This window comes from Streptomyces sp. NPDC000594 (assembly GCF_040299965.1).
Lineage (GTDB): Bacteria > Actinomycetota > Actinomycetes > Streptomycetales > Streptomycetaceae > Streptomyces.
Genome location: NZ_JBEPCY010000001.1, coordinates 26,415 through 48,952, shown reverse-complemented (window position 1 = coordinate 48,952; position 22,538 = coordinate 26,415). Strand labels below are relative to the sequence as shown.

3 protein-coding genes (2 of these 3 cut by a window edge) are annotated in these 22,538 nt (G+C 73.0%); all 3 read right to left on the bottom strand.

The genetic code is table 11. The features are described from left to right. Tightly spaced (each overlapping or abutting the next), the 3 genes in view from ABT354_RS00025 to ABT354_RS00015 form a layout consistent with a single transcriptional unit that may run on beyond the window. Positions 1 to 2,168, bottom strand: partial view of an SDR family NAD(P)-dependent oxidoreductase gene (locus ABT354_RS00025; RefSeq protein ID WP_351486676.1) — the beginning only. It extends 15,913 nt beyond the left edge of the window; the window shows 2,168 of its 18,081 coding nt (coding positions 1-2,168); its start codon is at positions 2,166 to 2,168; its stop codon lies off the left edge, out of view. Continuing rightward, the gene (locus ABT354_RS00020) at positions 2,165 to 16,087 is read right to left on the bottom strand and encodes an SDR family NAD(P)-dependent oxidoreductase (protein ID WP_351486673.1); all 13,923 of its coding nucleotides are present in this window, start codon (positions 16,085 to 16,087) and stop codon (positions 2,165 to 2,167) included. The genes ABT354_RS00025 and ABT354_RS00020 overlap by 4 nt, the downstream gene beginning before the upstream one ends. Beyond that, positions 16,084 to 22,538, bottom strand: the final stretch of a protein-coding gene (locus ABT354_RS00015) for an SDR family NAD(P)-dependent oxidoreductase (RefSeq protein WP_351486670.1). Its footprint extends 22,174 nt past the window's final position; the window shows 6,455 of its 28,629 coding nt (coding positions 22,175-28,629); the start codon falls outside the window, past its right edge; its stop codon occupies positions 16,084 to 16,086. Before ABT354_RS00015 ends, ABT354_RS00020 begins: the two co-directional genes overlap by 4 nt.

Here is a 22,538-nt window from a genome sequence, read left to right as displayed (position 1 = left end):
CGATCGTCCTCGGCGCCCTGGGGCGCCCGGCCGCGCGCGATGCCGTCCTCCCGTCCCGCGGCGGCGTCCCGGAGCCGGGCGAGCAGTCCGGACATCGAGTCCGTGACGATGCCGAGCCGCTCCCGCATGGCCTCCCGGCCGGTCTGCGCGGTGTGGGCGAGTGCGGGCAGATCGGCGTCGGACAGTCCCTGTGTCCCGATCCAGTCGGCCAGCTCGGCGGCCTTCACCCGCAGCCGCTCGGCGCTGCGCGCGGAGAGCACGACCGCGACCGGCCCCTCGTGGGCGGGGGCGGCGGGCGGCCCGGCCCGGTACTCCTCGACGACCAGGTGCGCGTTGGAGCCGCCCGCGCCGAAGGACGAGATCCCCGCGATACGGGGGAACTCCCGCTCCGCCCCGTCGACCACCAGCGCGGGCCGCTTCCACTCGCTGAGCGTCTGCTGTACGGAGAAGGGGCTGTTCGCGAAGTCGATGTGCGGGTTCAGCACCTCCGAGTGGAGCGAGGGCGCCAGCTGTCCGTGCTTCATCTGGAGCAGGACCTTGGTCAGCCCCGAGATACCGGCGGCGCTCTCCGCGTGGCCGATGTTGCTCTTCACCGAACCGATCGCACAGAACCGGTCGTCCGGGGTGTGTTCCCGGAACGCCCGGGTGAGCCCGGCGATCTCGACGGGGTCGCCGAGCGAGGTGCCCGTGCCGTGCGCCTCGATGTAGCTCAGCGCGCGCGGGTCGATCCCCGCCTCCCGCCAGGCGTCGGAGATGGACCGGGCCTGCGCCTGCGGACTGGGCACGGAGTAACCGTTGGTCCGGCCGCCGTGGTTGACCGCGATCCCCTTGATCACGCCATGGATGCGGTCACCGTCGCGTACGGCCCGCTCCAGCGGCTTGAGCAGGACGGCGCCGATGCCCTCACCGGGGACATAGCCGTCGCCGCCCTCGCCGAAGCTCTCGCACCGGCCCTTGCCGGACACGAACTTGCCCTGCCCGAGCATCAGGTACTTGTTGGGGTGGACCGAGAGGTTCACCCCGCCCGCGATGGCCACCTCGCACCCGCCGGACCGGATGCTCTGACAGGCCAGATGGATGGCGGTGAACGACGACGAACACATCGTGTCGACGCTCATGCTCGGACCGTGGAAGTCGAAGAAGTACGACACCCGGTTGGCGACGGCGGACGCATTGCCCGAGAGCGCCACGGGGTTGCCCAGGACCTGCTCCTGCGCACCGTACAGCTGGTACTCCTCGTACATCACGCCGACATAGACACCGACCCGGGCCCGGTCCCCGCCGCCGTGCCCGCCGCCGGGCATGGTGTTCAGCCGCTCGGGGGTGTAGCCCGCGTCCTCGACGGCCTCATAGGCGCACTGGAGGAAGAGCCGCTCCTGCGGGTCCATCAGCTGCGCCTCGGGCGGCGAGATGCGGAAGAACAGGGAGTCGAACTCGTCGACGCCGTCGAGGAATCCGCCCCACTTGCTGTACGTCTTGCCGAGCGCCGCCTTGTCCGCGTCGTAGTACACATTCCGGTCCCAGCGGTCGGCCGGGATCTCGGTCACGCAGTCGCGTCCCTCGGCCAGGTTCGCCCAGAACTCTTCGAGCGTACGGGCCTTCGGGTAGCGCCCGGCCAGGCCGATGATCGCGATGTCGAGCCCGGTCGCCGGAGCCTGCGGCGCGGGGACGGCCGGTACCTGCGGCGCGGGGACCCCCGGAGCCTGGGGCGCGGGGACGGCCGGAGGTGCCCCCGTCGCGTCGAACCGCGTCGCCCACTTGCCCGCCCTGACCGGCTTGCGCGCGAAGGCGGCCCGGCCGGGTGCGGCGGCCCCGGCCCGCGGCGCGGGCGCCGGGGCGGCGGCCGGAGCGGGCGCCCCGGAGGCGTCCGTGCCCCCGCCGGCGGGCTCCCCCAGGTGCCGGGCGAGCTGGGGTCCGTGGGTGGTGAGGAAGTGGCCGGTGAGGGCGCGGATATCGCGGAACTCGAAGAACAGGGTCTTCGGCAGCGACCCGAGGACCGCCTCCAGTTCATCGGTCATCCTCATCATCATCACCGAGTCGAGCCCCAGGCTGTCGAAGGCCGCACGGGCGTCGATGCGCTCGGCCGGCAGCTTGATGACCTCGGCGAGGATGCCCGTGAGGAAGGCCGTCGTTCTGGCTTCGAGGGTGCTGGTGTCGTTGTGCGTCACTGATGCGTCCCGGCGGCAGAGGAGGAGGGGGCGGTCTGGTACGAGCTCGGCTGGGAGCTCTGTCGCGGAGGGGGCGAGCCGGTGTCCCCGGCTCCCGCGCGGCCTGGTCCGGAAGCGACCATGACCTGGTGGTGGGTGGAGGCGAGGACCTGGAGGAAGGCCTCGACCCCGGCCGCCGTGTCGAGGGGGACGACACCGTGGCGCGCGTGCAGCATCGCCCGGATCTCCGGTGTCACATCCATCCCCCCGTTCTCCCACAGCGGCCAGTTGACGGAGAGGCTGTGCCCGGAGCGCTCGCCGCGGGCCACGAGGTCCTGGCGGTGCCAGGCGTAGGCGTCCATGAAGGCGTTCGCCGCCGCGTAGTCGGCCTGACCCGCGTTGCCGAACGCCCCCGTCGTGGACGAGAAGGTCACGAAGAAGTCCAGCGGCAGGGTGGCGGTCGCCCGGTCCAGATTGACCGCTCCGGACACCTTCGGGGCCAGGACCTCCACGAAGTCCTGGGCGCGCTTGGTCAGGATGTAGCCGTCCCGGGTCACCCCGGCGGCGTGGATCACGCCGTCGATCCGGCCGTACTCCTCCACCAGGCCGTCCACCACGGCTTCCACCGCGGCGGCGTCCGCGACGTCCAGCCGGACGTACCGCGCCGACGCACCGTGGGAACGCAGCTCCCGCAAGGCGTCCCGTATCCGCTCATCGGCCGGGGAACGCCCGGTCAGCACCAGGGTGGCGCTCTGCGTACGGGTCGCGATCTCCCGTGCGAAGACCAGGCCCAGCGCTCCCGCCCCGCCGGTCAGCAGATAGACCCCGCTCTCCCGCCAGGGAACCGGGGGGACGGCGGCGGTGCCGTCGCCGACCTCGGTCCAGACGGACACCTCGCGCCGCCCACCGGCGTACCGGACGAGCGTGTCCTCGGGGTGCGCGCGGTTCTCCAGCACCCGCTCGGCCGCTGTCTCCGGGGTGTCCGTCTCTTCCAGCAGGATGACCTGCGCCGAGACCCGGGGGTTCTCCAGCATGGCCGTGCGCAGCAGCCCGGCGAGCCCGGCCAGCGGGGCGGCGGCGGGGCCCTGGCCGATGACCAGCTGGACAACGGCCCGGCCCGCGGACGCGACGCGCAGCACGGAACGGACATGCGCGAGCGCCTGGAGCCCGTACGCGGTGTACTGCCGGTCCAGTTCCTTGTCACCGGAGGTCAGGACGACGGCGTTGTCGTCCGGCGGCAGCAGCGCCGCCACCTCCGGCATCTCGACGAGCAGTACGGTACGCCGCCCGCCGCCGTCCTCCGGCGGGGTGTTCGTCACGGGCCGCGCCCGCCACTGGGGGTGCAGCAGCGCCCTCGCCCCGGCCGTCTCCCGCTCCCGGCCGTCCGTCCGCCCGTCGAGGGCCCGGAAGGACAGACCGCCGATCCGGACGCGCACCCGGCCCTCGTCATCGGCGAGGCACACATCGACCTTGGGGAGGGCGGTGTCGCCCGGCTGCTCCGCACTGGGGCGGACCAGCGCCCACAGGGGGGTGTCGGCACGGTCGAGGACAAGCATGTCGTCGATGGCGAAGGGCACGAGCACGGCGCCCTCGCGCCGCGCGCCCAGGCTGCCGGCCACGCCCACGGACGCCTGGAGCGCCGCGTCGAGGAGGCTCGGGTGCACCGTGTGGTCGCCCTCGGTGCCCCGGGCCGCCGCGGGCAGTTGGAGCCGGGCCAGGGCCTGGTCCCGGCCGATCCAGATGTGCCGGACGCCCCGGTGGGTGGGGCCGTAGGTGATGCCCGCGGCCTCGTACGCCGCGTAGCACTGCTCGGCGGTGAGTTCCGCCCGGTCGCAGGCCGCGCGCAGGCCCGGGAGGTCGAGCACCGGCTGATCGGCTCCCTCCGCCAGGTAGACGGCGCCTTCGCCGTGGACGACGGGTTCCGCCTCGTCGGTGGTGCTGTAGACCCGGAACCCGATGTCGCCGTCGGCCTGCGGATACAGGCCGGTGTGCACCTCGCGCGGTTCGCCGGTCATCCGCAGGGGCTGTGCCAGGACGATGTTCTTGAGCGCCACCGGCGCCGTGGGCTCGGCCTGGGTCCGGCAGGTGACGCAGGTGGCGGCGATGGCCATCTCCAGCAGGGCCGCGCCCGGCAGGAGGCTGACACCGTCGACGACATGGTCGCGCAGGAACGGCTCGTCTCCGGTGAACACCGAGGTGAACCGCTGCTCCGTCAGGTCCGAGGTGTTCTCGTGGACGAGCGGGTGCAGCAGGCGCGGCCCTCGGGTGTCCACGGCCCGGTGGTCGTCGAACGGGAAGTAGCGCTCCCGGCCGAACGGGTAGGTGGGAAGGGCGACGCGCTGGGGTGTCGTACCGCCGGGGTGGAGGAGGCGCCAGTCGACGGGGACATCGTTGACCCACAGTTCGAGCAGCTTCTCGTACCTCCCCCTGGCGGCCCAGGTCGTGATCAGGGTGTCGAGGTCGGCGTCCTGCGAGAAGAGCGCGGAGACGGTGTTCCCGCCGTTCCCGTCCCTGGCCCCGGCGCGCACGATGCCCTCGGACTCGGTGCCCGCGAGGACCTGGCGCAGCTTCTCCACCAGCTCGGGCACTGAGGTGGCGAGGATGCCCAGGCGCTCCGCCAGCGGCTCGCGGCCGACCTGGAGCGTGTACGCCACATCCGCCGGCCGGAGCCGGTCGTTGCCGGGGCGGGTGAGCCATGCGGCGAGGTTGTGGACCACGGTGCGCAGTTCGTCCCCGGTACGCGCCGACAGGGGCACGACGACGGGGCCGGTGGCCTCCGGGGTGTGCTCCCTCGGTGCGGGGAGGTACTCCGAGACGATGACATGGGCGTTGGAGCCGCCCGCGCCGAAGGAGGAGATCCCGGCGGTCCGCGGGGTCGCGGGGTCGGGGCTCCGCCAGTCGGCGAGTTCGCGCTGGACGCTGAAGGGGGTGCCGGTGAAGTCGATGTTCGGGTTGAGCACCTCGGAGTGGAGCGAGGGGACCAGTTGGCCGTGCTGAAGCTGGAGCAGGACCTTGGTGAGCCCGGCGATCCCGGCGGCGCTCTCGGCGTGGCCGATGTTGCTCTTCACCGAACCGATCGCACAGTACTGGTTGTCCTGGGTGTGCTCACGGAAGGCCTTCGACAGGCCGGTGATCTCGATCGGGTCGCCGAGCGAGGTCCCCGTGCCGTGCGCCTCGACATAGCCGAGGTCACGGGCGCTGATCCCCGCCGTCCGCAGCGCGTCGGCGATGGTTCCGGCCTGGGCGTGCGGGTTCGGCACGGTGTAGCCGTTGGTCTTCCCGCCGTGGTTGAGCGCCGTGCCCTTGATCACCCCGTAGATCCGGTCGCCGTCGGCGACGGCCTTCGCCAGCGGCTTGAGCAGGACCGCGCCCACCCCCTCACCGGGGACATAGCCGTCGCCGCCCGCGCCGAAGCTCTCGCAGCGGCCGGAGCTGGAGACGAAGTTGCCCGTACTGAGCAGCAGGTACTTGTTCGGGTGCAGCGACAGGTTGACCCCGCCGGCGACCGCGATGTCGCAGTCGCCCCACCGGATGCTCTGGCAGGCCAGATGGATCGAGGTCAGCGAGGACGAGCACATGGTGTCCACGCTCATGCTCGGGCCGTGGAAGTTGCAGAAGTAGGAGACCCGGTTCGCGATGGCGGCGGCGCTGCCGCTGACCGCGAGGGGGTCGCCGAGTGCCTGGCTCTGGGCGCCGTAGAGCTGGTACTCCTCGTACATCACCCCGACGAAGACGCCGACCCGGCCGTCCAGGACGTTGCCCGCGCGGGTCCGCACCGACTCCCGTACATATCCGGCGTCCTCCAGGGTCTCGTACACACACTGGAGGAACAGCCGTTCCTGCGGGTCCATGATCTCCGCCTCGCGCGGCGAGATATTGAAGAACAGCGGGTCGAACTCGTAGGCGCCGTCGAGGAATCCGCCCCACTTGCTGTAGGCCTTGCCGGCGGTCCGGCGGCCCGCGTCGAAGTGACGCTCGTACTCCCACCGCTCGGCGGGGATCTCGGTGACGCAGTCCCTGCCCTCGGCCAGGTTGCGCCAGAACTCGTGGAGGTCGCGCGCCTGGGGGTAGCGGCCCGCCAGACCGATGATCGCGATGTCGGCGGGCCCGGCCGGTGCCGCGCCCGGTGCCGCCGCCCCGGTGCGCGGGCGTCCGGCGCGCTCCCGCCAGGAGTCCGTCCGCGCGGGGGCGGCGGGCTCGGGCGCGGTCCGCTCGACCGCCGGGGCGGTCCGTGCGCCGCCGTCCGCGGCCGGCACGAGTGCGCGCATCTTCTCCGGGTGGGCGGTGATGAAGTGCCCGGCGAGCGCCTCGATGCTCTGGTACTCGAAGAGCAGGGTCTTGGAGAGGGAGCCGAAGACCTCTTCCAGGGCCCGGGTGAGGTCCATGGTCATCACGGAGTCGATGCCGTAGTCCTCCAGCGAGGCCTCGGGGTCGATCCGCGCGGCGGGGAGATTGATCACGGACGACAGCAGCCGGGTGAGGTACGCCACGGCCGTGCGCTCGATGCCTTCGGGGCCGTGGGCGTCGGATCCCTGAGCGTCGGGGCTGCGGACCTCGGAGGCCGGGACGTCGGTGGTCCGGGCACCGGAGGCCGGTTCACCGGACGGGCGCCCGTCCACGGGGGCGGGAACGTCCGCCGGTACGGGAGCGTCCGCCGGGGCGCCGATGAGGGACGCGAAGCGCTCGGTGTCGCCCTCCAGGACCATGACCTGGTCCTCACCGGTGGTCAGCGCCCGGTGCAGGGCGTCGATACCGGTCCGGGTCCGCAGCGGAACCATGCCGAAGTTCTCGCGCATCGCCCGCTCGGTTCCGGCGTCGACACCCATGCCGCCCTCGGCCCACAGCGGCCAGTTGACCGAGAGCGTCCGGCCGCGCCGTTCGCCCCGGGCCACCAGGGTGTTGCGGTACGCGGCGAAGGCGTCCATGAAGGCGTTCGCCGCCGCGTAGTCGGCCTGGCCGACATTGCCGGAGACTCCGGCGACCGACGAGAAGGGCACCAGGAAGTCCAGCTCCATGTCCCGGGTCGCCGTGTCGAGGTTCACCAGGCCCGTCACCTTCGGCGCCAGCACGGCGTCGAAGTCGGCCGGGGTCTTCTTCAGGATGAAGCCGTCCCGGATCACGCCCGCGCTGTGCAGGACGCCGTCCAGCCGGCCGTACGCGTCGCGGATCCGCCGCACCAGCGCCTCCACCTGGGCCCGGTCCGTGACATCGACCTGCTCGTACGTCGCCTCCGCACCCGAGGCCCGCAGCTCGGCGAGGACCGCCTCCCGGCCCTCGTCCAGGGCCGCGCGGCCGGTGAGCACGATCCGCGCGTCCCGTACCCGGGCGGCGATGTCGCGGGCGAACAGCACACCCAGCCCGCCGGTGCCACCGGTGATCAGGTAGACCCCGGTGTCCCGCCAGGCCACCGCCGTGTCAGCGCTCGCGGTGGCGGCGGGCAGCTCGCGCCACCGCAGCACCTCGCGGGCACCGCCGCGGTAGCGCACCGTCGTGTCGTCCGCGGCGGTACGGTCGGCGGCCGCCCACCCGGCGACCCGCTCCGGGTCCTCCCACGGTTCCACCAGGACGGTCTGGCCCGTGATCCGCGGGTTCTCCAGCGCGGCGGTCCGTACGACCCCGGCGAGCCCGGACCACACCGACGACTCCCCGTCGGCGCCCGCCACCAGCTGGACGCACACCTCGTCGTGCGTACGCTCGGCCAGGACCTGCCGGACCACGCCGAAGAGCCGCGCGGCGTCCTCGGCGAACCGCCCGTCCAGGCCCGGCGCGCCGGAGTCCAGCCGGACGACCCGGGACCCCGCGCGCGCTTCGAGCGCGTCCGCGACGGCGGGCAGCCCGGCGACCACCGTCACCGCGGCGCCGCCCTCGCGCGCGCCGCCCCGGTGTTCCCCGCCGGTCCAGTGCGGCGCGGCGAGGAACGCCCCGGCCTCCCCGGCCCCGGTCCGCCCGGCCGCGTAGGCCCGTGCCGCCAGGCCCTTGAGCCGGACGGCGACCGTTCCGTCCTCGTCGCACAGATCGATGTCGAGGCGGTGGACGCCGGAGTCCGCCGGGCCGCCGCTGGGACGCACCCAGGCCCACATGGACCGGGCGCACTCCCCGATGATCTCCACCTCGTCGACCGCGAAGGGCAGGCGCGGGGTCCCGCCGGTGTCGGCGGTGATCCCCACGGCGGCCTGGAGGGCCGAGTCGAGCAGGGCGGGGTGGAGGCCGTAGCCGTCCAATGTCGTCCCGACGCCGTCGGGCAGCACCAGCCGGGCGACGGCCTGTCCGCCGCCCGCCCACAGCCGCTGGATTCCCCGGTGGCCGGGGCCGTAGTCGATGCCGTGTGCCGCGAAGACGCCGTAGACCTGATCGGCGTCCAGCTCCGTGTCCCCGCACCCGGCCCGCAGAGCCGCCAGGTCGAGGGTGGTACGGGGGGTGTCGCCCGCGGTCGCGGGCGGTACGCGCACCACGCCCTCGCTGTGGATCACCGGGGGTGCGGCGGGGTCCCCGCCGGGGTGGCTGGAGATCTCGAAGGCGATCTCGTCGCCCCCTGCCGGGGTCAGGCGCAGCTGCACCGCCAGCGGGGTCTCCCCCACGATGACGGGCCGCGTCCAGGCCACGTTGGTGAGACGGATCGTGCCATGGGGCTCACCGTCCAGGGAGACCGCCACGGCCGCCCGGACGAGTTCCAGGCAGGCCGCCCCGGAGAGCACGCGGTCACCGCCCACCCGGTGGTCGGCCAGGAAGAACTCGTCCCCGGTGAAGGTCGAGCCGAAGCGCTGTCCGGCCAGGCTGGAGGTGTTCGTGTGGACGAGGGGGTGCAGCCGCGCGGTGCCCGACAGCGGCGCCCGGTCCTCGTCCAGGGACGGCCAGTAGCGCTCGCGCTGGAAGGGGTAGGCGGGCAGGGAGATCCGGCGCCGTGCACCGGGCCGGTGGAGCCTGTCCCACTCCACGGCGACGCCCGCCACCCAGAGTTCGAGCAGCTTGCCGTACTTCCGCTTCCCGATCCAGGCGTCCAGCGCCCCCGCCATGTCCTCGTCGGCGGCGAACATCCGCAGGCTGCCGTCACCACGGCGGGCGGCCTTCGCGCGGTACAGGCCGGGAACGTCCTCGCCCGCGACGAAACCGCGGAGCGCCCGGACGAGTCCAGCGGTGTCCGCGACGACCAGGCCGAGCCGTTCCTCGTACGCGTCACGGCCGGTCTGGAGGGTGTACGCGATGTCGGACAGCGCCTCCGCCGCCCCGTCGCCGGTGATCCACTCCAGGAGCCGCCCGGCCTGATCGCGCAGGGCGTCCCCGGTCCGCGCGGAGAGCACGACCGCGACCTCGGCGTCCGGCTCCTCGCCGGACCGCTGGGCGGGGAGGTACTCCTCCACGATGACATGGGCGTTGGACCCGCCGGCACCGAAGGAGGACACTCCCGCGATCCTCGGCGACTCGGTGCCGTCGGCGGCCCGGGGGCGGGTCCACTCGGCCAGCGAACGCTGGACCGTGAAGGGGCTGTCCGCGAAGTCGATGTGCGGGTTCAGCTCCTCGGAGTGGAGCGAGGGGACCAGTTGCCCGTGCTTCATCTGGAGCAGGACCTTGGTCAGCCCGGCGATCCCGGCGGCGCTCTCGGCGTGGCCGATGTTGCTCTTCACCGAACCGATCGCACAGAACTGACGGTCGCCGGAGTCCTCGCGGAACGCGTTCGTCAGACCGGCGATCTCGATCGGGTCGCCCAGCGAGGTGCCGGTGCCGTGCGCCTCCACATAGGACACGTCCCGGGCGTCCACACCGGCCCGGCCGAGCGCCCGGCCGATCACCTTGGCCTGCGCGCGCGGGTTCGGGACGGAGTAGCCGTTCGTCCTGCCGCCGTGGTTCACCGCCGTACCGCGGATGACGCCGTGGATCGTGTCCCCGTCCGCCTCCGCCCGGTCCAGCGGCTTGAGCAGGACCGCGCCCACACCCTCACCGGGGACATAGCCGTCGCCGCCCGCGCCGAAGCTCTCGCACAGCCCGCGGCTCGACGCCCACTGGCCGCTGCCCAGCATCAGGAACTTGTTGGGGTGCAGCGACAGGTTGACCCCACCGGCCACGGCCACCTCGCACTCGGCGTCGGCGAGGCTCTGGCAGGCCAGATGCAGCGCCGTGAGCGACGAGGAGCACATCGTGTCGACGGCCAGGCTCGGCCCGTGCAGATCGAAGAAGTACGACACCCGGTTGGCGATGGAGGACGGGTTGCCCGACAGCGCGATGTTGCGGCCCCGCGCCTGCTCCTGGGCGCCGTACAGCTGGTACTCCTCGTACATCACCCCGACGAAGACGCCGACATTGCCACCGAGCCCGTCGGCGCTGTGGCGGCTCAGCGCCGGACGCGTGTACCCGGCGTCCTGGAGGGTCTCCTGCACACACTCCAGGAAGAGCCGCTCCTGCGGGTCCATGAACTCCGCCTCGCGCGGCGAGATATTGAAGAACAGCGCGTCGAAGTGGTCCGCGCCGTCGAGGAACCCGCCCCACTTGGCATAGGTCCTGCCCGCCGCGTGCCGGTCGGCGTCGTAGTAGCGGCCGTGGTCCCAGCGGTCCGCCGGGATCTCGGTCACGCTGTTCCTGCCGTCCACCAGGTTGCGCCAGAACTCCCGGACGTTCGCCGCTCCCGGGTACCGTCCGGCCACACCCACGACCGCCACATCGGCCCGGCCCGCGGCCCTCGGCCGCGGGAGGGCCCGCACCCGGGCGAGCGGGCGCTTCGCCGACACCGTGACCGGGCCGGCGGTGGCGGGCCCGGCGGCCGGGTCCCCGGTACGTCCGGTCCCCCCGCCGCTCTCCCCGCCGGGGGACCCACCGGTCGTGGCCACGCCGATCAGCTCGGCCAGCCGATCCTCGTGCGCCGTCGCGAAGTATCCGGCGAGGGCACGGATGCTCTGGTACTCGAACCACAGGGTCTTGGGGAGCGAACCGAAGTCCTGCTCCAGCTTGGCGGTCAGGTTCATGGTCATGATCGAGTCGATGCCGTACACCTCGAAGGCGTCGTCGACATCGATCCGGTCGGCGGAGAGGCGCAGCCCGGCCGCGAGCACCCCGGCCAGATAGGCGCAGACGCGCTCGTCCCAGGTGTCGCCGGACCGGCCGGTGCCCGCCTCCCGGTCCGTTCCCGGCTCCGGCACGGGGACCGGCCGGGCGGCGGGAGCCGTGCGCGGGGCCTCCGCCACGGCCCGCGGCGCCGCCGCCTCGCCGGTGCCGGTAGCGGTGCCGGTGCCGTAGGCACGGGTCGAGAAACCGGTGAACCGGCAGGACACCACGCCGTCGTCGTCACAGACGTCGATGTCGAGCTTGCGCACCGCGCCGCCGGGGGTGTCGTCGGCACTGAACCGCACCCAGGCCCACATGGCGGCGCGGAACGGCGCGAGGATCTCCACCTCGTCCACCGCGAACGGCAGGAACAGCGCGCCGTCCCCGGTGTCGTCGCTCCCGGCGAGCAGTCCCACGGTCGCCTGGAGCGCCGAATCCATCAGGCCGGGGTGGACGACGAACTCCTCCAGGGAGTCGGTGACCTCGGCGGGCAGACGCAGCCGTGCGAGCGCCTGTCCCCCGCCGACCGCGATGCTCTCCAGGCAGCGGTGGACGGGTCCGTACTCCAGGCCCAGCGAGCGGTACAGGGTGTAGCAGCGCTCCGCGTCCCACCGTTCGCCCGCGCAGACGGCCCGCACTCCGTCGAGGTCCACGGGCGTCACCGGGTCCGGCGCGCCCGGCTCCGCCGCGCCCTGGCAGTGCACCAGGTCGCCGTCCGGCCCGGGGGAGGTGGTGACGGTGAAGCGCACCTCTCCCCCGGGGTCGACGACCAGCGTCGTGCGCACCCGTACGGGCTCGTCGCCCACCTTGACGGGCCGCGCCCACACCAGGTTGCGCAGCCTCATCCCGGCGCCGTCGAGGCCGTCGAGGCCCTCGACCGATGCCTCGACCGCGGCCCGCGCCATCTCCGCGTAGGCCACGCCGGGCAGCACCCGCTCCCCCTGGACGACATGGTCCCGCAGAAAGAACTCGTCGCCGGAGAAGACCGCGTCGAAGCGCTGCACCTCCAGGGTCGACGAGTTCACCTGCGCCAGCGGATGCACCGCGTCCGCGCCCCGCGCGCCGCCGGTGCGCGGAGCCGCCGTGTCCACGTCGCCGACCCAGTAGCGCTCCCTGGCGAACGGGTACCCGGGCAGGGACACCCGGCGCACCGCGCCCGCGCGGGGCAGGGTCTCCCAGTCGAAGGCGATTCCCTTGACCCAGAGGTCCATCAGCTTGGCGTACTTGCCCTTGGCGATCCACGCCCCGACGGTGGACGCCATGTCGGAGTCGGCGGTGAGCAGCGCCAGGGTCTCCCGGTGCTGCTTGACCTCGCCGAGGTACAGGTCCTCGACCTCGTCGTCGCCCGCCGCGAACGCGGTGAGCTTCCGTGTGAGGTCGGCGAGCGAGGTGACGCGCAGCGCGAGCCGTGACTCCATCGCCTCGCGGCCCACCTGGAGCGTGTACGCGACATCGGCGAGGCGCAGGTGCGCGCGGTCCCGGCGGCCGAGCAGCTCCGCCAGCTCCCCGGCCCGCTCGCGCAGCCGGTCGCGGTCCCTCGCCGAGACGACGATCAGCTGCGGGCCGTGCTCGCCGGGGGTGGTGTCCGCGGGGTCCGTGTCGCGGTACTCCGCCACGATCACATGGGCGTTGGAGCCTCCGGCGCCGAACGAGGAGACTCCGGCGACGCGGTCGCGCTCGACAACGATGCCGTCGCCGACGGTCGTCGGACGCTTCCACTCGGCCAGCTCCCGCTGGACGCGGAACGGGGTCGCGTCGAAGTCGATCCCGGGGTTCAGCTCCTGTGCGTGCAGGCTGGGGGCGATCTTCCCGTGCCGCAGCTGGAGCACCACCTTGACCAGCCCGGCGGCGCCCGCGGCGGCCTCCAGATGGCCGATGTTGCTCTTCGCCGAGCCGATGGCGCAGTACTGACGGGCGTCGGTGTCCTGGGCGAACGCGCGGGAGAGGCCGCCGATCTCGATGGGGTCGCCGAGGGAGGTCCCGGTGCCGTGCGTCTCGACATAGCCGATGTCGTGCGCGGACACCCCGGCCCGGTCCATGGCCTCGCGCACCACCTCGGCCTGGGAGGCCGGGTTGGGCACGGTGTAGCCGTGGGTCCTGCCGCCGTGGTTGGCACTGCTGCCCCGGAGCACGGCGTGGATGACATCGCCGTCGCGCCGCGCGTCCGCGAGCCGCTTGAGCAGCAGGACCGCCACGCCCTCACCGGGGACGAATCCGGTGCCGCCCGCACCGAAGCTGCGGCACTTCCCGTCGTCGGAGAGCATCCGTACCCGGGACATGAGGACATAGCTCGACGGGTGGGCGTAGAGGTTGACGCCGCCCGCGATGGCGGCGTCGCACGCGCCTCGGCGCAGCTGCTCCATCGCCTCGTGGACGGCGCTCAGCGAGGACGAGCACATGGTGTCGATGGCCAGGCTCGGGCCCTTGAGGTCGAGGAAGTAGGACACCCGGTTGGCCACGGCGGCGAACGAGGTGACGGGGTGGAGGTTCTCGCCCCGCTCCCACAGCTGCGGACCGTACAGCTCGAAGCCGGTCTTGGAGACACCGGCGAAGACGCCCACCCGTCCGCCGTGCAGATCGGCCAGGCGCCGGCGGGTGTAGCCGGCGTCCTCCAGCGCGTTCCAGGACTCCTGGAGGAACAGGCGCTCCTGGGGGTCCATGCTCATCGCCTCATGGGGCGAGATGGCGAAGAACAGCGGGTCGAAGTCGGCGAACCCTTCGAGGAAGCCGCCCCACTTGCTGTAGCTGAGCCCTCGCGCGACCGCCTCGTCACGGTCGGCGTGGAAGAAGTCCGTCAGGTTCCAGCGCTGCGGGGGGACCTCCGCGACGCAGTCGCGTCCCTCGGCCAGGTTCTCCCAGTACTCGTCGAGGTTGCGCGCCCGGGGGAAGCGTCCGCTCACCCCGATGACCGCGATGGCGTCGTCGGTGTCGGCGGCGTCGGCGGGCGTTTCCCGTACGACAGCGGGCGTGTCCCGTACGACAGCGGGCGTGTCCCGTACGGCGGCGGGCGTGTCCCGTACGACGGCGGCCGGTGCGGGAGCCACCCGGGTGGCGGGCTGTACGGCCGGGGGTTGTACGGCGGGGGGCTGCTCCGCGGCGGGGGCCGCGGTCACGGGGCGCGCCGTGTCCGCGCCGGTCCAGACCAGGCACTGCTCCCGGTGCTCCGCCACGAAGTGGGCGCCCAGGCTCGCCAGCGAGTTGTACTCGTACAGCAGCGCCGCCGAGAGACCGGGGAAGACCTCCGCGAGCTTGCGGTTCAGACGGGTGACGACGATGGAGTCGATCCCGTAGCTCTCCAGGGTCGCGCCCGGGTCGATCCGCGCGGCCCGCAGGCCGGTGACGGCGCCGAGCATCCTGGCGAGCCGGTCGACCACCGCCCCGCGCAGCTCGTCCTCGTCGACGACGGTCGCGGCGGGCACCGGGGAGACCGGCTCCACGGCGGGCCGGTCGGCGGCGGGCACGGCGGCGGGCGCGGCGGTGGGCACGGTGGCGAAGGCCCGGCGGATCCGGGGGCCGTCGCCCTCGACGGCCATCACCTGGCTGTGGGACGACAGCAGGAACTCGTGCAGGACCCGGACGCCGCTCCGGGTGCGCAGCGGAGCCATGCCGAGGTCCTCGAAGAGCACGCGCGCCGTCTCCTCGTCGACGGTCATGCCGCCCTCCGCCCACAGCGGCCAGTTGACGGAGAGGCTGCGCCCGGAGCGCCGTCCCGCCGTGACCAGGGTGTCGCGGTGGTGCGCGAAGGCGTCCATGAAGGCGTTGGCGGTCGCGTAGTCCGCCTGGCCGGTGTTCCCGGTGACCGCGGCCCCCGAGGAGAAGGTGACGAAGAAGTCCAGCGCGAGGTCCCGGCAGGCGTGGTCGAGATGGACCGTTCCGCTCACCTTCGGGGCCAGGACCTCGCGCAGGGTCCGCTCGGTCTTGGTACGGATGAGGCCGTCCCGGGTGACCCCGGCGCTGTGGATGATGCCGTCGATCGAGCCGTGTTCCCGCCGGAGCCCGGCCACGAACTCCTCGACGGCCGCCGCGTCGGTGACATCGAGCCGTACGTAACGTGCCCGGGCGTGCGGCCGGTGCAGTGTCTCCAGCGTCCGCGCCCGCTCGTCGTCGAGGGCCGAGCGGCCGGTCAGATAGAGGTTCGCGCTGCGGACCGACCGCAGCAGGTCCTCGGCGAAGATCAGGCCCAGGCCGCCCAGGCCGCCGGTGACGACATAGGTGCCGCCTTCCTTCCAGGGCAGGTCGCGCCGGTCGGGCGCGGGCAGCTCCCGCCAGGCCAGGACCTGCCGCTCGCCGTCGCGCCAGCGCACCGCCGACGCGCCGGCGTGCTCCCGGGCCTCCAGGACCTGCCCGGCCACCCGCTCCCCGGGCTGGTCGCGGTCGACGAGGACGAGCTGCGGCACGAGCCTCGGGTTCTCCAGTGCCGCGGTCCGCACCAGTGCGAGCAGGCCGGACAGCGGTGCGTCGTCGCCGGTCTCCGGGAGGACGAGCTGGACGAGCGTACGGGGCAGCGCCGGTTCGGCGAACAGCCGCTGGACCGTGTCGAGCAGCCGGCAGGCGAACTCCGTGTAGCGCTCCGCGAGTCCGGGCTCCGGGCTCTCCAGGAGGTGGACCTCGGGGGCGCCCGGCAGCGCCCGCAGGGCGTCCGCGGTGCGCGGCTCCCCGGCGAGCAGGACGACGTGCCCGGGTGTCCCGGCGGCGGTGTCCCCGGTGGCCCGCTCCCAGACGGGACCGAGTCGCACGAGGTCCGGGCCGGTCGCCTCGCCCGCCGGTGCCGCGCCGCTCTTCACCGCCCCCTGGGGCTCCTCCTGAAACTCCTCCTGGAACTCCGCCTTGAACCCCTCCTTGAACTCCTCCTTGGAGATGCGGTTCGCCTTGAGGTCCAGCAACATCGTGACCAGTGCGTCGTTCACTTGGCCGCGTCTCCGTTCTCCGTCGTGCGCACCGGCACGGTAGTGAACGCCGGGCCGAGTATCCGTGCCGCGGCGGCCAGATCGAGTGAGCCGTTCAGATAGTCGTCGAGGATGTCGTCGACCTGCGGTCGCGGGCCGTCGCCGCCCGGTTCCACGGGATCGGGGTCACCGGGATCGCCGTGATCGCCGGGCCGGTCGGTCGCCCCATCGGCGACCCAGTAGCGCTCCCGGGCGAAGGGGTAGCCCGGCAGGGAGACCGGCCGTGCACCGGTACCGGTACCGGTGTGCAGGACCCGCCAGTCGACGTCGAAGCCGTTCACCCACAGGTCGAGCACCTTGGCGTACCGGCCCCTGGCGAGCCAGGCGCCGACCACCTCGTCCAGACCCTCGTCCGGGCCCTCGTCGGCGGTGAACGCGGTCAACGCGGTGCGGGCGGTGCCGCGGCCGGTCCGGCCGCGGTGCAGGCCGTCGGTGCGCTCGGGCCGGTCGAGGAAGCCCCGCAGCCGGTCCGCCAGTTCGTCCGAGGAGGCGACGACCGTGCCGAGCCGCTCGGGCATGGCCTCCCGGCCGATCTGGAGCGTGTACGCGATGTCGGCGAGCGGCACCTCCTCCCGCTCCGGGCCGGACAGCCAGCGCAGGAGCGCGTCGGCCTGCTCGCGCAGCCGTTCGCCGTCCATCGCGGAGAGCACGATCACGGCCGGTCCGCCGTCCGGGACGCGCGGGGAGCGGGGCCCGGCCGGGCGGTACTCCTCGATCAGCGCGTGGGCGTTCGCGCCGCCCGCGCCGAATGAGGAGACACCGGCCCTGCGCGGTACCTCGCGGGCGACGCCGTCGACCTCGACGACGGGGCGCCGCCACACGGCCCGCTCGCGCTGGACGACGAACGGCGAGGACGCGAAGTCGATGTGCGGGTTCACCTCGTCCGCGTGGAGGGTGGGTGCCAGCTCGCCGTGGCGCATCTGGAGCACGATCTTGCAGATGCCCGCCACACCCGCCGCGGCCTCCGCGTGCCCGATATTGCTCTTCACCGAGCCGATCGCGCAGAACTGAGTGTTCCGGGTGTCGGCGGCGAACGCGCGCTTCAGTCCGTTGATCTCGATGGGGTCTCCCAGCGCGGTGCCGGTGCCGTGGGCCTCCACATAGCTGACCGTCGCGGCGTCGATGCCCGCCCTGTCCAGCGTCCGGCGGATCAGGTCCCCCTGGGCCACCGGGTTGGGGACGGTGTAGCCGTTCGTGGTGCCCCCGTGGTTGATGCCGGTGGCGCGGATGACGGCGTGGATGCGGTCGTTGTCCCGTTCCGCGTCGTCGAGCCGCTTGAGGACCAGCGCGCCGACGCCCTCGCCCGGGACGAACCCGTTGCCGCCGCGTCCGAAGCTGCGGCACCTGCCGTCGTCCGAGAGCATCTGGAGCCGGGAGAGGGCGACATGGCCCGAGGGGTGCAGATAGAGGTTGACCCCGCCCGTCAGGGCCAGCTCGCACTCGTCCCTGAGCAGGTGCTCGCACGCCTCGTGCAGCGCGGTGAGCGAGGAGGAGCACATGGTGTCGACGGGCATGCTGGGGCCGTTCAGGTTCAGCTTGAACGACACCCGGTTCGCGACCGAGGCGAAGGAGGTGTACGGGGATGTGGTGTCGCCGCGCCGCCACCGTTCGGGACCGTAGAGGTTGTGACCGGCGCGGGTGATGCCGACGAAGACCCCGACGCGCCCGCCGTGCTGCCGCTCCAGGCGCGCCCGGGTATAGCCGGCGTCCTCGAAGGCCTTCCAGGTCTCCTGGAGGAACAGGCGCTCCTGGGGGTCGACCTCCAGCGCCTCGTTGGGCGTCATCGCGAAGAACAGCGGGTCGAACTCGGCGAAGCCGTCGAGGAAGCCGCCCCACTTGCTGTAGCTCTTGCCCTCGTCGGCGGAGCGGTCCTTGTCGGCCTCGTAGAAGCCGTCGAGCCCCCACCGGTCCGCGGGGATCTCGGTGATCGAGTCCCTGCCGGACCGCAGACCGTCCCAGAACTCGTCCAGGGTGTCGGCCTGCGGGAACCGCGCGCTCATACCGATGATCGCGACATCCCCGTCGTGGCGCGGCCGTACGGCGCGCTCCCGCCGCCGGGGCTCCACCACGGGAGCCGGTACCACGGCGGCACCGGGGCCGGCGGAAGGGGTTCCGGCGGAAGGAGTTCCGGCGGAAGGGGGCAGGGCGGGCGCCGGGGCAGGGGTGTCCTCCCGCGACGGCGCGAGGCCCACCACCCGGGTGATCTCCTCCTGCCGGTCGGCGACGAAGTGGTCGGCCAGCGCGCCGACGGTCCGGTACTCGAAGAACAGCGTGCTGCTGACCTCCCCCAGGTCCTTCTGGAGGCCGTTGATCAGCTGAAGGATCAGGATGGAGTCGATGCCGTACGTGGAGAGCGGCTCCGCGGTCCTGATGGAGTCCGCCGGGATCATCAGCGTGCGCGCCACCAGATCCTTGAGGTGGGTGACCACGGCCTCCCGGAGGGCTCCCGGGTCCACCCGGGCCGCCGTACGGGGTGCCGGGTCCGCCACGGCCGGGTCCGGCGCGGCGGGGGACGCCACGGCCGGGAGCGGCACGGCGGACGTCACGGGCGCCCCCGCTCCGGCGGCCACCGGCCGCTCGCCGCCACCGGTCTGCCGGATCACCCCGTCGCTGTAGGCCACGACGACCTGCTGCCCGAGTATCTGCGCGTCCGCGGCGGGGAACTCGACCGCCGCGTACCCCTCCCACTCCAGAACGGACCGCCACATCCCGGGCGACAGCGCGGGGCCGCCCTCGGTGCGCAGCTCCGGATCGTCGTACAGCCACCAGCCGTCCAGGAGCGCGAAGGTGATCAGGCTGAACGGCGTGTATCCGTCGATCTCGTTGATGACCACCGCGGCCCCGGGCTTCATCAGCGCCTTGGCGTTGCGCAGCGACTCACGGATGTCGCGGGTGGCGTGCAGCACATTGGTCGCGATGACGAGGTCGTAGGCGCCCTCGGTGAAGCCCTGCTCCGTCACCGGCCTGCTCGCGTCGAACAGCTGACAGCGCAGGAAGGGGTTGTCCGCGCCGAATTCACGGGTGCCGTGGATGAGGAAGGCGTTCGACATGTCGGTGTAGCAGTACTCGCCGATGTTCCGCTGGTACGGCTTGAGCCGCCGCATCACCGTCGCGGTCGTGCCGCCGGTGCCCGCGCCCACTTCGACGATGCGGAACCGGGCGTCGGGGTCCTCGGCGATCCGGCGCTCGACCAGCTCGACGACACAGTCGCCGACGACGTCGTTGAAGTGGTCCGCGATCATGTTGTGCTTGTAGATGCCCTCGACGAGTTCGACCGAGGAGCCCGGGAAGATGATCTCGACGGCCGATACCGTCCCCGTCAGGATCCCGGTGAGTACCCGGAAGGTCCGGTCGGCCAGGACGGCCGTGGCCCGCAGCTCGGGGTCGGCGAGCCAGGCGCGCTTGCCGCGCTCCCACTCCTCCGCGCAGCGGCGCGCGTCCAGCCGGTCGCCGACGGCGGTGAAGAAGCCGTCGCCGGTCTCCTCGATATGGCCGAAGCGGGTCAGGACCGTGAAGCACTCCCCGACCCACCGGTCGAATCCGTCCTGGATCCCGTTGTCCCGCAGGAAGGACGCCACATCGAAGGTCCGCCTGTCGAACCAGCCCCGCTCGCGCAGGTCGCTCCAGATCAGCCGGGCCAGGATCTCGTCCAGCTCCATCGCCTTGGCCTTGGTGCCGGTCCGGACCTCCCGTACCTGCTCGGCACGGGACGGCAGGGACGGGGAGAGCGCGGGTCCCAGCACGGCGGGCCCCAGCACCCGGACCGACTCCCGGCCGTCGAACGAGGCCAGCTTCTCCGGCTTGCGCGTATGGAGATGGGCCACCTGCACCACGGGCGAGGCCAGCAGCCGTTCGACGGTGGCCATGGCGAGGGCCGGGTCGATGTCGGCCAGGCCCTCCTGCTCGTACAGCCGCTCCTTGATGTGCTCCGGCACCCCGACGCCGCTGCCCACCGCGCCCCAGTACCCCCAGTTGATCACCCGTACGGGGTAGGGGCGCTCGGCGGCCAGCCGGTGGGTGAGGGCGTCCTCGACGGCGCCGCCCGCGACATAGCTGCAGAACCCCATGGCCGGGTTGAGCGAGGAGATCGACGAGAAGAACAGCATGAAGTCCAGGCCGTCGGCGCCGAAGATCTCGGCCATCCACACACTGGCGTCGAGCTTGGTGCTCAGGCCGAGCCTCAGCCGCTGCTCGTCGGTGTTGGGCAGGCTCTGGTCCACCAGGCCGAACAGGGAGTGGACCACACCGTCGACGGTGCCGAACCGCTGCTTGATCCGTGCGTGGGCGGCGGCGAGGGAGTCGCGGTCGGCGGCGTCGGCGCGGACGTACCAGGGCGCGGGGCCCAGCCCGGCCAGCCGGTCGATCCGGCGCTGGATCTCCTCGTCCTGCTCCCGCCTGCCGATCCACACGACCTGGGCGCCGAAGCGCCGGATCACATCCTCGCTCCAGATCTCGCCGAGACCTCCGGCCCCGCCCAGGACGACGTACACGCCGCCCCTGGTGTACGGGCTGCCGGACGGCCCGGCGAGTGCGGTGGGCGTCAGCCGCCGGCGGAACCACTGCCCGCCGCGCAGTGCGCGGACCGGCTGGGACGCGGCGCTGAACAGGGCGGGGACGGGGAGGGCGTCGTCGGCGCCGAGGTCGAGCGGGTTGACCCGCCAGTTGGGGAGTTCCTGGGCCATCACACCGGCCAGGCCCAGCAGGCCCGCGTCCGCGGGGTGGACCTGCTCGCCCTGCCGTACGGGCTGTGTCTGCCGGGTGACGACGGTCCAGGTCAGGTCCGAGCCCGCGTGCCCCAGCGCGAGCACCGCCTTGACGAGGCGGAAGAAGGCGATCACCCCTGCGTCGGTCCGCCGCAGCAGGGCGGTGGCGTCCGCCTCGTCTCCCGTTCGCGAGATCCAGACGAGGTGCCGGACGGGCCCGGCGTCCCGCAGCCGTGCGGTCAGCTCCGCCTCGCCGAGCGCGGGTCCGGCGTCCAGGAAGACGGGCGCGCCGAACGCGGCGGCGAGGAGGGCGCGTTCGGCCGGGTCGGCGCCGAACACGATCACCCCGGAGTGCGGGAGGGGCTCCGGTACGGGGGCCTGCTCCCGGACCCATACCGGGGTCAGCGTCAGACGGTCGCCGTCGGCGGGTACGGGGCCTGCGGGTACGGGGCCTGCGGGTACGGGCTCCGCCGGTACGGTCCGCGCGGCGGCCGGCGCCAGGGCCGTGGGTCCGGCCGGCGCCGGATCCCGGGGGGCGACGGGGGGCCTGCTGGGGGCCTCGACCGCCTCGGGCAGCCAGTACCGCTGGCGCTGGAAGGGGTAGACCGGCAGCGGGGTCCGCCGGTCTACCCCACCGGCGAACAGCTCCGCGTACTCCAGTTCGCAGCCCTGGAGATAGAGGTCGCGGACGACCGCGAGGAGTTCGGCGCGTTCCCCCTCCGGCGCACCGGCGGCGCACCGCCGGAGGTGGGAGGTGCCGCGCTGCTCCTGGTCGAGGTCGCCGCCCCGGCTCCCCTCGGACAGATCGGCGACGCGCACCCGCTCCTCGCGTCCGGTCGACAGCCACTCCCGCAACAGCTCCACCAGCTCACCGGTGGTCCGGGCGACACAGGCCAGCCGGACCGCGCAGTGTCTCCGCCCGAGCAGCAGCGTCAGGCTGACATCGCCCAGCTCGGCGCCGGGGTCGGCGGCCAGCTGGTCCGCCAGCCGGGCCGCCTGGGTGCGCACCTGCTCCAGGGAGAAGGCCGAGAGCACGATGAGATGGACGGCGGGGCGAGCGCCCTCACGCGTCCGTACCGGCGCCTCCTCGACCACCAGGTGGGCGTTGGTCCCGCTGAACCCGAAGGAGTTCAGCGCCGCCAGCCGGGGCCGGCCCGCCTCGGCGGGCCACTCCCGGTGGACCGTGTTGACATAGAACGGACTCGCCGCGAAGTCGATGTGCGCGTTGCCCCGCTCGAAGTGGAGGGAGCGCGGGATCTCGCGGTGCCGCAGCGCGAGCAGGATCTTGATGAGCCCGGAGACGCCCGCCGTCGGCGAGGTGTGCCCGATGTTGGTCTTGACCGAGCCGATGGCGCAGTACTCCCGCTTGTCGGTGTAGCCGCGGAACGCCCGGGTCAGCGCCTGGAACTCGATCGGGTCACCGAGCCGGGTGCCGGTGCCGTGCGCCTCCACCAGCCCGATGTCGGCGGGGTCGACGCCGTACTTGTCGTAGACGGCCCGCTCCAGCTGCTCCTGGGACTTCGAGCTGGGCGCGGTGATGCCGTTGGAGGTGCCGTCCTGGTTGAGGCCGGAGCCACGGACCAGACCATGGATGTGGTCGCCGTCGGCGAGCGCGTCGCCGAGGCGCTTGAGGACGACGAAGCCGACACCGTCGCCGGGGACGAAACCGTCCGCCCGCTCGTCGAAGGTGTGGCACCGTCCGTTCGGAG